Consider the following 14,011-nt stretch of genomic DNA (forward strand, 5'->3'; position numbering starts at 1 on the left):
CATCATGACGACGCGAGGAACAGCCTCATGACCACCTTCAGCGCCGGAACGCTGGTCTCCGCCCGGGGCCGCGACTGGGTCGTGCTGCCCGAAAGCGCCCCCGACATGCTGGTCCTGCGACCGTTGGGCGGCGCCGACGACGACATCGCCGCCGTCTTCCCCGCCTTCGAGCAGGTCAAAAGCGCCGAGTTCGCCCCACCCACCCCGTCCGACCTCGGCGACGCGTACGCGGCGGGCCTGCTCCATTCCGCGCTGCGGATCGGTTTTCGCTCCGGCGCCGGCCCGTTCCGCTCGCTCGCCGGGATCGCGGTCGAGCCGCGCGCCTACCAGCTTGTGCCGCTGCTGATGGCGTTGCGGCAGCGGACCGTGCGGATGCTGATTTCTGATGATGTCGGTATCGGCAAGACCGTCGAGGCGGGCCTGATCGCCAGTGAGCTGCTGGCCCAGGGAAGTGCCACCAAGCTCGCCGTGCTCTGCTCGCCTGCCCTGGCCGAGCAGTGGCAGGCGGAGCTGCGCACCAAGTTTGGCATCGACGCCGAGCTGGTGCTCGCCTCGACGGTGTCCCGGCTGGAGCGCGGGTTGGACCTGGGCCAGTCGCTCTTCGACAAGCACCCGCACGTCATCGTCTCCATGGACTTCATCAAGTCCACCCGGCACCGCGACGACTTCGTCCGTCACTGCCCGGACCTGGTCATCGTCGACGAGGCCCACACCTGCGTCGCCGCCGACGACAACACCTCGGCCCAAAACCAGCTCCGCTTCGAGCTGCTGCAGCGCGTCGCCGCCGACACCGAACGCCACCTGCTGCTGGTCACCGCGACCCCGCACAGCGGCAAGGAGAGCGCCTTCCGCAACCTACTCGGTCTGGTCCGGCCGGAACTCGCCACCGTCGACCTCGGCTCGGAGGCCGGCCGGCGGATGCTCGCCCAACACTTCGTGCACCGCAAGCGCGCCGACGTGCGGCAGTACCTCACCAGGGAAGACGGCCTTACCGACGACAGCCTTGCCGAGGAGACGGCATTCCCGTCCGACCGGGAGTTCAAGGACGAGACGTACAAGCTCACCCCGGCCTACCGCGCGCTGCTCAACGACGCCATCGCGTACGCCAGCGAGCGGGTGACCGCCGCGGACAGCCGGGGCCGGCGGGAGGCCCGCATCGCCTGGTGGTCGGCGATCGCCCTGCTGCGCTCGCTGGTGTCCTCGCCGCGCGCCGCCGCGCAGACCCTACGGACCCGCTCGGCGACCGCGACCGCCGTCACCGCTGAGGAAGCCGACCGGCTCGGCGCCCCGCTGACCAGCGACTTCTCCGACACCGACGCCCTGGAAGGGCTGGATGTCGCGCCCGGTGCCGAGGCCGGCGGTGTGGAGGTCGACGCGGGCGCGCGGCTGGCCGAACTGGCCGACCGGGCGGCCGAGCTGGAGGGCCCGGCCGAGGACAAGAAGCTGGCCGCGCTGGTCAAGCACCTCAAGGACCTGCTCAAGCAGGGCTACCACCCGATCGTCTTCTGCCGCTACATCCCCACCGCCGAGTACGTGGCCGAGCATCTGGAGGGCGCGCTCGGCAAGAAGACCGTGGTGCGTGCCGTCACCGGCACCCTCTCGCCGCAGCAGCGCCTGCAGCGCATCGAGGAACTGGCCGAGGCGGCCGGCGACGACCCGGCCGCCCGCCGCGTGCTGATCGCCACCGACTGCCTCTCCGAGGGCGTCAACCTCCAGCACCACTTCGACGCCGTCGTCCACTACGACCTCGCCTGGAACCCCACACGCCACGACCAGCGGGAGGGCCGGGTCGACCGGTACGGCCAGAAGCGCGACGTGGTCCGGGTCATCACCCTCTGGGGCAGCGACAACGGCATCGACGGCAAGGTCCTCGACGTCCTGATCCGCAAGCACCGCCAGATCCGCAAGGACCTCGGCATCTCCGTCTCAGTCCCGGACGCCGCCTCCCAGGGCGTGACCGACGCGATCGTCGAGTGGCTGCTGCTGCGCGGCCAGGAGCAGGAACAGGGCAGCCTCTTCGACGCCGAGGAGTACCGCGCCATCGACAAGAAGGCCGCTGCCCTAGGGGCCGAGTGGCAGTCCGCGGCCGAGAAGGAGAAGACCTCCCGGTCCCGGTTCGCCCAGCACACCATCCGCCCCGACGAGGTGGCCCAGGAGGTCGCCGCGATCCGCGACACGCTCGGCCGCGCCGCCGAGATCCGCGACTTCATACGCCAGTCACTTCGCGCGCTCGACGGCGTGCTGCGCGACGAGCCGGGCCGGACGGGCGACTTCACCGCCGACCTGAGTGGCACCCCCGCCGGGCTCCGCGACGCGCTCGCCCCAGTGCTCGGCGGCGACGCCGTCGAGTCGGGCCGCCAGGTCCCGTTCCGGACCACCGCGGCCGTCGCGCGTGGCGAGGCCGCCCTGGTCCGCACCGACCCGGCGGTGGTGGCGCTCGCCGGGTACGTCCTCAACGCCGCCCTGGACGACCAGGTCTCCGGCCCGCGCCCGGCCCGCCGCTGCGGAGTCATCCGCACCCGCGCTGTCAGCGGCCGCACCACCCTGCTGCTGGTCCGCTACCGCTTCCACCTCACCCTGCCGTCGCGGACCGGAACCCGGCAGCTCGTCGCCGAGGACGCCCGGCTGCTCGCCTTCGCCGGTGCCCCTGCGAACGCCACTTGGCTGCCCACCGCGGACGCGCTGAAGCTGCTCGATGCCACCGCCGACGAGAACACCGACCCGGACTTCGGCGAGCGCACCATGAGCCGGATTCTCGACGGGCTGCCCGAGGTCACCGACCACCTTGAGGCGTACGGCGAGGAGTTGGCCGCCGAGCTGCTCGCTTCGCACCGCCGGGTGCGCAGCGCCGCCGGTGAGATCGTCCGCGGCCTCACCGTCACCGCGCAGAAGCCCGCCGACATCCTCGGCGCTTACGTCTACCTGCCCGCTTCCACCCCCGCCGGAGGCAACGCCTGATGTCCGCCACCGCCCGCAACCAGGTCTTCTCCGCCGTCCACACGATCGGCGGTCTGATCCCCGCCGACATGCTGGTCCGGATCTCGGAGGAGGGCAGGGACGTCAGCGGCTCCAAGCCCGCCGACTACAAGGTCGTCGGCTCACGGTCGGTCCGCGACGACGCCGAGCGGCACTGGGACTACCTCAAGTCAATCTGGAAGGAGTTGCGCGACCGACTCCCCGTCGCCCCGGAGGCCGAGACCCCCGCCGACCCCACCGGCCTGGCGGTCGCCCAGTGGCTGGAGCCGCTCTTCGCGGAGCTCGGCTTCGGCCGCCTGACCGCACTCGGCGCCACCGGCATCACCTCCGACGACGGTGCCAAGACGTTCGTCATCAGCCATCGCTGGAATCACGTGCCGATCCACCTGGCCCCGTGGAACGCGGCGTTGGACAAGCGGCCCGCCGGTGGGGGCGGCGTGCCGCCGCAGTCGCTGGTGCAGGAGCTGCTCAACCGCTCCGAGGCCCACCTGTGGGGTGTGCTCACCAACGGCCGGCAGCTGCGGCTGCTGCGCGACTCCAGCGCGCTCGCCACCGCCGCGTACGTCGAGTTCGACCTGGAGGCGATCTTCGACGGTGAGCTGTTCAGCGAGTTCGTGCTGCTGTACCGCCTGCTGCACGTCTCGCGCTTCGAGGTCGCCGAGGACGCGGCGCCGTCGACGTGCTGGCTGGAGAAGTGGCGCACCGAGGCGATCACCGCCGGCACCCGGGCGCTCGACCAGCTCCGCAAGGGTGTCCAGGACGCGATTACCGCGCTCGGCACCGGCTTCCTCCGTCACCCCGACAACGCCGCACTGCGGGAGAACGTCGACCCGCAGGCCCTGCACAACGCCCTGCTGCGCCTGGTCTACCGGCTGCTCTTCCTCTTCGTCGCAGAGGACCGCGACGCGCTGCACCATCCTTACGCCGACGAGCAGGCCCGCGAACGGTACGCGGCGTACTTCTCGTCCGCCCGGCTGCGGTCGCAGGCGCGACGCCGCCGGGGCGCCACGCACAGCGACCTCTATCGGGCGCTGCGGATCGTTCTCGACGCGCTCGGCGACGAGAAGGGCCGCCCGGAGCTGGGCCTGCCCGGCCTCGGCGGCCTTTTCGATGCCAGCGAACCCGACGCTCCGCTGCGTGGCCTGTCGCTGTCGAACGACTACCTGTTGACGGCTGTTCGTCACCTGTCGCTGGTGCGGGACGCGGCCTCGCGCCGCTGGCGGTCGGTCGACTACCGCAACCTGGACGCTGAGGAACTGGGCTCGATCTATGAGTCCCTGCTGGAGTTGGTGCCGAAGCACAGCGCCGTGGACCGCACCTTCGAGCTGGTCGAACTCGCCGGCAACACCCGCAAGACCACCGGCTCCTACTACACCCCGGCCTCGCTGATCGACTGCCTGCTCGACTCGGCGCTCGACCCGGTGATCGACGACGCGGTGAAGCGCGGCGAGCAGGCCGCTACCGCGGCCGGGCAGCCCGACCCGAGCGACGCCATCGTTGACGAACTGCTGGCGCTCACCGTCTGCGACCCGGCCTGCGGCTCCGGCCACTTCCTGGTCGCCGCAGCCCGTCGGATCGCTAAGCGGGTGGCCGCAGTCCGCGAACGCAACCCCGAACCGACCGTCGACGCGGTCCGCCATGCCCTGCACGAGGTCGTCGCCCGCTGCATCTACGGCGTCGACCTCAACCCGATGGCCGTCGAACTCGCCAAGGTGTCGCTCTGGATGGAGGCCCTGGAGCCGGGCAAGCCGTTGAGCTTCCTCGACGCGCACGTGAAGTGCGGCAACGCGCTGATCGGCGCCACTCCCGCGCTGCTGAAGCGCGGCATCCCCGACGAGGCATTCATCCCCACTGAGGGTGACGACAAGAAGTACGCTAAGGCGCTGGAGAAGCAAAACAGTCAGCAACGAGCGCAGCAGATAAGCCTGTTCGACCCGGACCAAGTGGCGAAGGTAAGCAACAGCATCTTCGCGCACGGTCTGCGCCGCATCATCGGTGGTCCCTCCGATAACCTTAGGGATGTGCGCAGGCAAGAGTCCGCCTATCACGAATGGGCAACCTCGGCCGAGTACGAGCGAGCCTTACACGTCGCGAACGCTTGGTGCGCGGCATTTATGTGGAAGAAGGCGGCGGGCTCTCCCCATTCTGTCACCCACGCGATCTTCCGCGGTTTGGAGGACCCTAACGCTTCTGCCGCCCTCAGGGAGACGCACGATGAGATTGTCCGTCTCCAGGCACAACACAACTTCTTTCACTGGCACCTTGAGTTCCCTGATGTCTTCGATGTCCCAGACAACGATGCCGGCGTTGACCCGATGACGGGATGGGCGGGTGGATTCGATTGCGTCCTCGGCAATCCACCATGGGATACCGTCGACCTCAAAGAACAGGAATTCTTCGCTCACCTCGTTCCCGCCATTGCCACTGCGTCGACGGCCTCAGAGCGGAAGAGGCTAATAGTGTCCCTCGGGGAGGGGTCGGACACCCGGGGGCTGTTCGAAGAATTCGAAGTTGCAAAGCGGAAAAGTTACGCTCAGAGCCACTTTCTGCGGCATTCGGGTCGCGTTCCCTTAACCGGCCAAGGTAACCTCAATACGTATTCCGTCTTCACGGAAACTGCCCGAACCTTGATGGCTGGCAGAGGTAGGGCAGGAGTCATCGTTCCAACGGGCATTGCAACTGATGCTCGCACGCAGTTCTTCTTCAGGGACTTGGTGCAGAATGGCGCCATAGCCGCACTCTACGATTTTGAGAATCGTATGGGGCTGTTTCCTGCAGTAGACTCGCGGGCAAGGTTTAGTATCCTGTCCCTAGCGGGATCAAGTCTGCGAGTGCCAGCGGGGAGGTTCGCGTTTTTCCTTCATGATCCAACAGATCTTGACGCCGCCAACAGGACTTTCGTTCTCACCCCTGAGGAGATCAGCCTCCTCAATCCCAACAGTGGAACGTGTCCGGTCTTTCGCTCTCGCCGCGATGCAGAGCTTACTCTTAGTATCTACCGCCGCCTGCCTGTTCTGATCAGAGACGGCGACTCCAACGGCAACCCCTGGCAACTCACTTCCGCCCAAGGGCTTTTCAACATGTCGCACGACTCGGCGCTCTTCGTCTCGCAGTCGGAACTCGAGAAGGATGGTTGGGCGCTGGTCGGAAACGTGTTCGTAAAAGGCGAATCGAAGATGCTTCCCTTGTATGAAGCCAAAATGGTGAGCTTTTTCGATCATCGGGCGGCTGACGTAATCAAGAGCCAGACTGCAGCGAAGCGACAGAATCAGCCGAACTATCTGACGGCCAAGGAGCATGATTCACCCGATCGCCTTGCCCAGCCGAACCACTGGGTCGCCGAACAAGAGGTTTCCAAGAAGTTGAGGGCCATGGGCTGGGAGCATCAATGGCTTTTTGGCTACTGCGATGTCACGAGTGCAACCAATGAACGAACAGCAATTCCAGCCTTGCTTCCTAGGGTTGCTGTCGGTCACACGTTTCCATTAGTCTTGTCTTCGTGTAGTCCAGAACTTGCCGCTGGACTCGCTGCCATAAAATCAGCCTTGGTGTTTGATTACGTCGGTCGACAGAAGGTCAGTGGCGTGCACCTTACCCTGACGATCCTCAAGCAGCTACCTGTGCCCACGCCTTCGATGTTGGAGCCACACGCGCCGTTTCTTGCGCCCCGCGTTCTCGAGCTTGTCTACACCGCCCATGACATGATTGGACTCGCCCGCGAAGTCGACGACTCAGGTACTCCATTTCGATGGGACGAGGAGCGGCGGCTCCAGATCCGTGCCGAGTTGGACGCCTACTGTTTCCATCTATACGGGATCTCCCGATCCGATGTGGATTACATCCTGGAGACCTTCCAGACTGAGGCGGGCGGCCTGAGGCACAACGAGATTGCGAAGTATGGCAGGTATCGAACCAAGGAACTGATCCTGGCCGAGTATGACCGCATGGCTGATTTGGGCGTCAGTCTGACCAGACCGCTAGTTGACGGAAAGAACTTCGCGTCGACCCTGACCCCGCCACCCGGACACGGTCCGCGTCACCCGGCGAGCCCTGCCACGCCTTGATAGCAGAGGAGGAGCCTCGTCAACGAGTAGGCCAGTTGGAGGGCGCCACTGCCATGGGGAGCCACTAGAGCAGCGCCATCAAGGCGACCCTGTCGGGGAGCATCGTGCTGACGATAAACTCGTCGGCTTGGTTCGGAAGCTACGAATCCTGCTCCGACGTGTCGGCGACGAAGACGCCGATGCCCATGCGGCCGACCAGCTCACCCAGCTCGATCATGGAATCCAAGGCGCGTCTGACCGTCACGTGGCTGGTGTCGTACTCCTCGGCGAGGAGTCGCGCGGACGGGAGCTTGCTGCCCGGCGGGTAGATGCCAGCTCGGATCTTGGCGCGTAGATCATCCCTGATCTGGCGCCAGAGCGGCTGGGCGTACGGCATGGGATCAGGGAAGCACCCACGCGAAGGATCATGTAAAGCATCCCCAACCTATCTTTACAGGCTTTACAGGTGTCGTAGACTCTGCTCGTCGTGACAGGGCGATGAGGGGAGGGGCATGGGTAGGCGGTGGAAGTGGTTCTTGCGGCCTCGGAAGGTCGTGCTCGACCTGACCGGGCAGGCGGTGCCGGACGGGGACGTGCCGGGGCGGTTTCGGCGGCTGGCGGTCGAGCACCTCGTACCGGAGCTGCGGGAAACCTCCCGCTGCGACGGGGCGCTCGTCTACGAGCGCCCCGAGGAGCGGCCGGTGGCGTCCCCGGCGCGGAACCAGCGTGCGGGCGGCTACGAACCGGACCGGCGCGGCGAGCGGAACCGGGGAAGGTTCCCGACGCCAGCCGACAAGGCACCGCCCGGCGGTGACCCGGCCCGACCCGCACGGTCGGCGACGGGCGACGACCTCTTTGTCACGTCCGCTCAACTCACCAGGGCGAACCGGCTGGCCGAGCTGCACTGGCGTAGCCCTACCGAGGATGCCCGTACCAGAAAATGCCCGGACTGCCGCGCCGACGGCACCTGCCCCCGGGCAGCCTGGGCCGACTCGATCATCGTGCGCTGCCTGCGGACGTACTGGCGATGAACGTCTTCGACCTGTCGCCCGCGCAGATCCGTAACCGGCTGATCCTGCGGGCGCGTCGGGCGGCGCTGGCCGCCCGACCGGGACCGCAGCCGCCGGCCCGCCCACACGGCCCGGCCGAGGCGGCGTCGGCGGCGGTAGCCCGCGTGCCGGTCGTCCCGCGCGTGCCCGTCGCCCCCGGTGACGTGGTCCAGTTCGCCGAAACCGACCACCGGTACGCGGACGGCCCGCTCCGGCTCCGGGTCGTGCGGGTCCGGCCGGACCTCAGCGAGTGGTACGACGGCGAGTGGGTGTGGCTCGAAGGTGTCGAGATCGGCCCGGACGGCCAGGACGGCGCCTTCCGCCCGGTGCTGGCCCGGGTCGCGGCGCTTTCGTCGGGTGGGTGATGCGTCCGCATGACTGAGCCACCGCTTACCTGCTCAAGGGAGAAGCCCGGTGCCTGGGCGGGTGCGGCGTCGTGTGCCCTGAGCAGTATCGACCGTTTCTGCGACCCGGCAGCAGGCGAAACGCCCATCAGCCCAGCATCTCCGTGACGGCGGCCTCGATCTCTCGAGTCGCCGGGTGGTCTGCGAGTGCGGCTCGGACCCGCCGACGTAAAGTCACGAAGCTCCGCCCCTCCTCAAGGTCGAGTCCGGCCACGAACTGACACTGGTCCTGGCCGAGTTCTGCGAGCCGTCGGTGCGCCCGGTCGGCGTCGTCGTACCGGGGGATGGGTAGTTTCCACACGTGTTTGTCGATGTGCGGTTCGTCCTTGCTGTATGACATCAGCGGACGGGCGAGCGTGGTGAGAGCGGGGTTGTTCAGGATCGCGCTGAGGTAGTGGCCTTCCGCCCGGCTGTCGATCGCGCAGTAGTAGAGCGCGTGCTCGATGACTGCGGTCGGGTCGTCGACGATGGCGGCGGCGACGTGCATCCCGGAGGCGCAATAGGCCAACCGAAGCGGCGGTGCGGGGAGCTGCGCGGTCAGCTTGTGTCGGAAGTCGAGCTGCTCGGCCAGGGTCAGACGTGCGCTGCTGCGATGCGCCTCCCAGATTACTTCCGCCTTCCGCCACCATTCGGCCAGACCGAAGTAGTAGTCGAGCCGGGAGCCGGGTCCTGTCATCAGGCTGGAACCGTCGAGCGGGAGCACCGCCTTCTTCGCCGGCAGGATCCGATACGGCAGCAGTGTCTCGCCGAGCAGCACCGACCGGATGAACTCGCTCTCCACCACGCCTTCGAGAGCGGGCAGATCCTTCCACGGGGGATTCTCCATGTTGCTGCGCGCAGACCGTACGACGTGACGGCCGGCACCAAGCCCAAGCCGTCCGCCGGATTCCGTCTCGACGAAGAAGAGAATCTTGGGGAAGATCGTCGCGCCGTTGTGCACGTGTGCCCTATACGGTGACTCGTCGAGGAACGCCTGCCCCAAGGCGGCAGGCTCCCGGTGAATGGACGGCGCGGCCTGTTCCCACCTCCTGGCATCGGCACCGAGGCGCCCCGTCCACCGCTCGGTGATCGGTGGAAGGCGGCGGGGGCTGCCCGTGGCTGCCTTGTAGCCGAAGACGACACTGGCGCCCCGCGGAAAAGGGTGGGGACGCAGACGACGCAGGTCCCAGGAGCCGGTGAAGGCAACCGCGGTCGGCTCGGCCTTGTCTTCGTACCAGCCGCTGCGGAAACCCTCGAAGTGCTCGCGATCGAGTACGGCGTTGGGCAGGACGAAAGCGAACGCGCCACCGTCGCGGAGGTACTGCTGGATTGTCCTGGCGACGAAGAGAGCGGAGAGGTCCTGCTGCGTCGCGAACTGACTACCACGCCACAGTCCCCGGTCACGGGAGAGCTTTTTGAACATCGCTTGCATGCCCGTCGGCATGTGGCGGTAGGAGAGCCAAGGCGGGTTGCCGATGAGTACGTCCACCCGGTTGCCGTCCATTGCCAACCAGACCGGTCGGGCGAGGTTGCGCAGGTAGTAACTCCAGATGTGGTCGCGGCCCTCGTCGTGCAGCCGGCACATCGCCTCGAAGGTGCCTCGGATCATGGGCTGGTCGTCAGGCGCGATCTGCATGTGATGGAAGAACGCCTCCAGCGACGGCGGATTGTCCGGGTCTCGCGGCTTAGCTGCGATGGTGGCGAGCCCCGCGACGATCTGGTCGAAGCGGCTCGGTTCGTCGAGCAGGGTTCTGGGGAAGCGCAGCCACTCCTCTTCCTTGCTGGCGTTGTAGCCGGCACTGATCCGTACGTGCTCCTCGGTGAAGAGGTCCCGGCGTTCCCGCCACTGCATGCTGTCGCCGAGATAGACCGGGATGGTGATGGCGCCCCGCTGGTCGGTCAGCCGCTGGTGGCCGATGGCGAGCAGGTAGGTCACCCGCGCCAGCGCCACCGCGACGGGGTGCAGGTCGACGCCGACCACGTGGTGGGTGAGCTGCGTCAGCGCGACATCCAGCGGCACACCCTCGGTCTCGGCGGCGGCGAGATACCGGCGTACGGCGTGGAAGAGGAAGGTGCCGGAGCCGCAGGCGGGATCCAGCACCCGTTGCCGCAGCGGATCGGTGACGACGGTGTCGACGAGGTGCTCCGCGAGCCAGTCGGGCGTGTAGTACTCGCCCATCCGCTTGCGCGTCTCCGGTCCGATCATCGACTCGTAGAGCACCTTGAGGATGTCGTGGTCGGCCCGCAGCCAGTCGAACCGGGCCAGCCGCCGGGTGAGCCCCTGGATGAACTCGCGACCGCCAGGGACCTCGGTGGTCCAGCCGAAGAAATCGTGTTCGACCACGCCCAGAACGCGGGCCTGGTCGAACCGTTGCCCGGTGATGAGGTCCTGCGGCTGCAACTCCAGGGCGTCGATGCCGACGACCAGGTGCGCGATGATGTACGCGCTGTTCATCAGCAGCGTGTGCTCGACGAACAGGTCCGGTTTGTCGACGAACTGGGTGCCCAGGGCGCTGTCCAGCAGCTTCGCCCACAGCTCCCGCTTCAACTCGACGGTCGGCAGATGTTCATGCTCCGAGTACAGCGCGGCGAGCGCGCCGCGATCCAGCTTGTGGGAGGTGCTCTGCGCGCCGAGCCGGCGAGCCACCTCGGCGGGAGCCGGCCTGACCCGCTGGCTCGTCGCCAGCACGCCTTCCAGCCAGTAGAAGAGGGCCAGGCCGTCGGGGCGACTGGTGGCCAACGTGTGGGTGTCGATGAGAGCCAGAGCTTCGCCGGTCAGCTGGTACGCGCGCCAGGTGGCGCCGTCGGTGAGAATGCCGACGTATCGCTGGCCGCTCTCCAGGCTCCGCGACCGAACGTAGCCGCCGAGCTGCCGCTCGGCCTCCAGTAGCGGGCGCCCGGTCTGGAGCCGTCGCTTCACCTCGATGATGGTGTAGCCAACTTCGATGTCGATGCGTCGGCCGCCACCAGCCGGAGCCTCGAGATCGACGTCGTCGAGGTGGCCGTCGGAGAGCCCGAAATCACCGGCCAGCAGAAGCTGCCGGATGTCGGCCTGCAGGGTCGCCTCGGTGCGGGTGGCACGCCGGTCGGCGATCCGCGCCAGCAAGGGCCGCAGCGACGGGGGAAAGCCGTCGGGCGCGCGTACCTGCGGCCGGGGTAGTGAGGGGCGGGTCCGGCTTGCGTCTGGCGTACCGTCCGAGCGGGCCATACACCAGTGTGGATATTGAAGTCCGCCGAATCCAAGAGATGATGAATCACTGTCGGATTGGGGACAGCTCACGTACGGTTACCCAGCCGGCCAGGAACCGATAGCGTCGGTCCGCATCAACCCCGTCGATAGGGTCACTTCGACGCACCCGGTAGCCCGATAGGGTCGCACCCACCGCCTCGTTCAATCACAGGAGGTCGCGCCGTGCCGCAGCTCGCCTTCGCCAACAGCTTTTGGCAGAGCTACGACGTCCTGGAGAAGCCGGTGAAGGCCGGCGTACGCAAGGCGATGGAGAAGTTCCAGCAACTCAGCATCGCCGAGCTGCACGCCGACAAGGGCCTGCACCTGGAGTCGGTGAACAACGCCCGGGACCCGCGGATGCGGACCATCCGGGTCACCGACTTCTGGCGCGGGGTGGTGCTGGCACCCGACGACGGCAGCGACACGTTCCTGCTGCTCAACGTCGTGCCGCACGACGACGCGTACACCTGGGCCGCGAAGCGCCTCTACACGGTGAACACGGCGACCCGGGCGCTGGAGGTCCGCAACGTCGTCGCCATCGAGCAGCTCACCCCGGCGCTAGAGAAAGCCGCCGCGGAGGCCCCGAGCCTGCTCTTCGCCCGTCACTCCGACACGGTGCTGCGTCACCTCGGCATCGACGACCAGGTGCTGCGGGCGGTACGCACGATCATCGACAAACGGCAGCTGGACGCGTTCGGCACGCTGCTGCCCGAGGACCAGTTCGAGGTGCTGCAGTACCTCGCCGAGGGCTTCACGCCGGATGAGGTCTACCGCGACGTGGTGGCCGAGCGCCGGCCGGCGGACGCGACGCCGGAGCCCAGCGAGAGCCTGGCGGTCGCGATCGCCAACACCGCCAACCGCATCACCCTGGTTACCCGGCCGGACGAACTCGCCGAGATCCTCGACAAGCCGTTCGCCGCCTGGCGGGTGTTCCTGCACCCGTCGCAGCGGCGGGTCGCCTACCGGGTCTCCTACAACGGGCCGGTCCAGGTGACCGGTGGGCCGGGCACGGGCAAGACGGTGGTGGCGCTGCACCGGGTCAAGCACCTGCTCTCCCGTACGCCCGACAGCCGGGTGCTGCTCACCACGTACACCAATGCCCTGGCCGCGATCCTGCGGGAGAACCTGGCGCTGCTCCTCGACGACGAGGAGCAGCTGGCACGGGTGGAAGTGACCACGGTGAACGCGTTCGCGCACCGCACAGTGCGGGCCCTCGCCGGGCGGGTGCCGAACCCCATCGGCGATGTGGACGAGCGGCAGGTCTGGCGGCGGGTGTGCCGGCGACTGAACCTGCCGTGGCCCGAGCAGTTCCTCGCCCAGGAGTTCCGGCACGTCATCCTCGCCCACAACGTGCAGAGCCTGGAGGAGTACCGCGCGGCCAGCCGGCGGGGGAGAGGGTCGGCGCTCGGTCCGCGGCAGCGCGACCGGGTGTGGGACGCCGTGAACATGTTCCAGAAGGAGCTGTCCGCCGCCGGCACCGCCACCCACCTGCAGATCTGTGCGCGGGCGGCGCAGCTGCTCGACGGCGCTGACCTCGCCGACCACGGGTACGACCACGTCGTGGTCGACGAGGCGCAGGACCTGCATCCCGCGCAGTGGCGGGTGCTGCGGGCGGCGGTGGCGCCCGGCCCGGACGACCTTTTCATCACCGGCGACCCGCACCAGCGGATCTACGACTCCCGCGTCTCGCTGAACGCGCTCGGCATCTCCGTCAGCGGACGCAGCAGTCGCCTGCGGGTCAACTACCGCAGCACCGAGGAAATCCTCACGTGGTCGACCGGCGTGCTCGTCGGGTCGCGGGTCGAGGACCTCGGCGGCGATGGCGACGACAGCCTTGCCGGGTACCGGTCGCTGCTGCACGGCAAGCGGCCCCACGCTGCCGGGTACCCGACGAGCCAGGCCGAGATCGCGGCACTCGTCGAGCGGGTGGGGGAGTGGCTGAAGCAGGGCGTGGCGCCCAGCGAGATCGCGGTGTGCGCCAGGTTCAACATCACGTTGGGCAACGTGCAGGACGAGTTGGCTGCCGCAGGGATTCCTTCTGTGCGGGTGCGGGATCAGCCTGGCGCGGACGTCGACGGGGTGCGGCTCGCCACCATGCACGCGATGAAGGGGCTGGAGTTCCGGTGCGTGGCGGTGGTCGGTGTCACGGCGCGGTCAGTGCCGTTCGCGAAGGAGGTCACGCCGGCCGAAGTGGATCCGATGCAGCACGAGAGCGACCTGCTTCGGGAGCGGTGCCTGCTGTTCGTGGCTAGTACACGGGCGCGGGAGGCGCTGCACGTGTCATGGAGCGGGCAGCCCAGCCAGTTCCTGACGTTCGCCGCCGCGCGATGA

General features: G+C 67.8%; 7 protein-coding genes. 5 read left to right on the plus strand and 2 right to left on the minus strand.

Features of this window, described 5'->3' with window-relative positions; all coding sequences use genetic code 11:
- Positions 1 to 27: 27 nt before the first annotated feature.
- Positions 28 to 2,958, plus strand: a complete 2,931-nt coding sequence (locus ABZS42_RS04880) for a DEAD/DEAH box helicase (protein WP_355142613.1) — start codon at positions 28 to 30, stop codon at positions 2,956 to 2,958.
- Positions 2,958 to 7,040 carry a DNA methyltransferase gene (locus ABZS42_RS04885; protein WP_355142614.1) on the plus strand — a complete coding sequence of 1,361 codons (4,083 nt, stop codon included), beginning with the start codon at positions 2,958 to 2,960 and terminating at the stop codon, positions 7,038 to 7,040. The genes ABZS42_RS04880 and ABZS42_RS04885 overlap by 1 nt, the downstream gene beginning before the upstream one ends.
- A 139-nt stretch (positions 7,041 to 7,179) precedes the next feature.
- On the opposite strand, the gene ABZS42_RS04890 is transcribed toward ABZS42_RS04885, so the two are convergent.
- Positions 7,180 to 7,416, minus strand: coding sequence for a GntR family transcriptional regulator (locus ABZS42_RS04890; RefSeq protein WP_167190842.1), 237 nt, complete (start codon positions 7,414 to 7,416; stop codon positions 7,180 to 7,182).
- 115 nt (positions 7,417 to 7,531) lie between these two features.
- Here ABZS42_RS04890 and ABZS42_RS04895 point away from each other — a divergent pair, with 115 nt between their 5' ends.
- Complete coding sequence (locus ABZS42_RS04895; protein WP_355142615.1) at positions 7,532 to 8,050, plus strand: hypothetical protein; 519 nt, start codon at positions 7,532 to 7,534, stop codon at positions 8,048 to 8,050.
- Complete coding sequence (locus tag ABZS42_RS04900) at positions 8,047 to 8,433, plus strand: hypothetical protein (protein ID WP_355142616.1); 387 nt, start codon at positions 8,047 to 8,049, stop codon at positions 8,431 to 8,433. Before ABZS42_RS04895 ends, ABZS42_RS04900 begins: the two co-directional genes overlap by 4 nt.
- Before the next feature lie 127 nt (positions 8,434 to 8,560).
- Here the strand turns inward: ABZS42_RS04900 and ABZS42_RS04905 are convergent, their stop codons facing one another.
- Positions 8,561 to 11,659, minus strand: coding sequence for an N-6 DNA methylase (locus ABZS42_RS04905; protein ID WP_355142617.1), 3,099 nt, complete (start codon positions 11,657 to 11,659; stop codon positions 8,561 to 8,563).
- A 204-nt stretch (positions 11,660 to 11,863) separates the two neighbouring features.
- Here ABZS42_RS04905 and ABZS42_RS04910 point away from each other — a divergent pair, with 204 nt between their 5' ends.
- Entirely contained in the window at positions 11,864 to 14,011 is a 2,148-nt protein-coding gene (locus ABZS42_RS04910) for a UvrD-helicase domain-containing protein (RefSeq protein WP_355142618.1), read from the plus strand.

This window comes from Micromonospora sp. NPDC005367, from assembly GCF_040606825.1.
Classification (GTDB): domain Bacteria; phylum Actinomycetota; class Actinomycetes; order Mycobacteriales; family Micromonosporaceae; genus Micromonospora.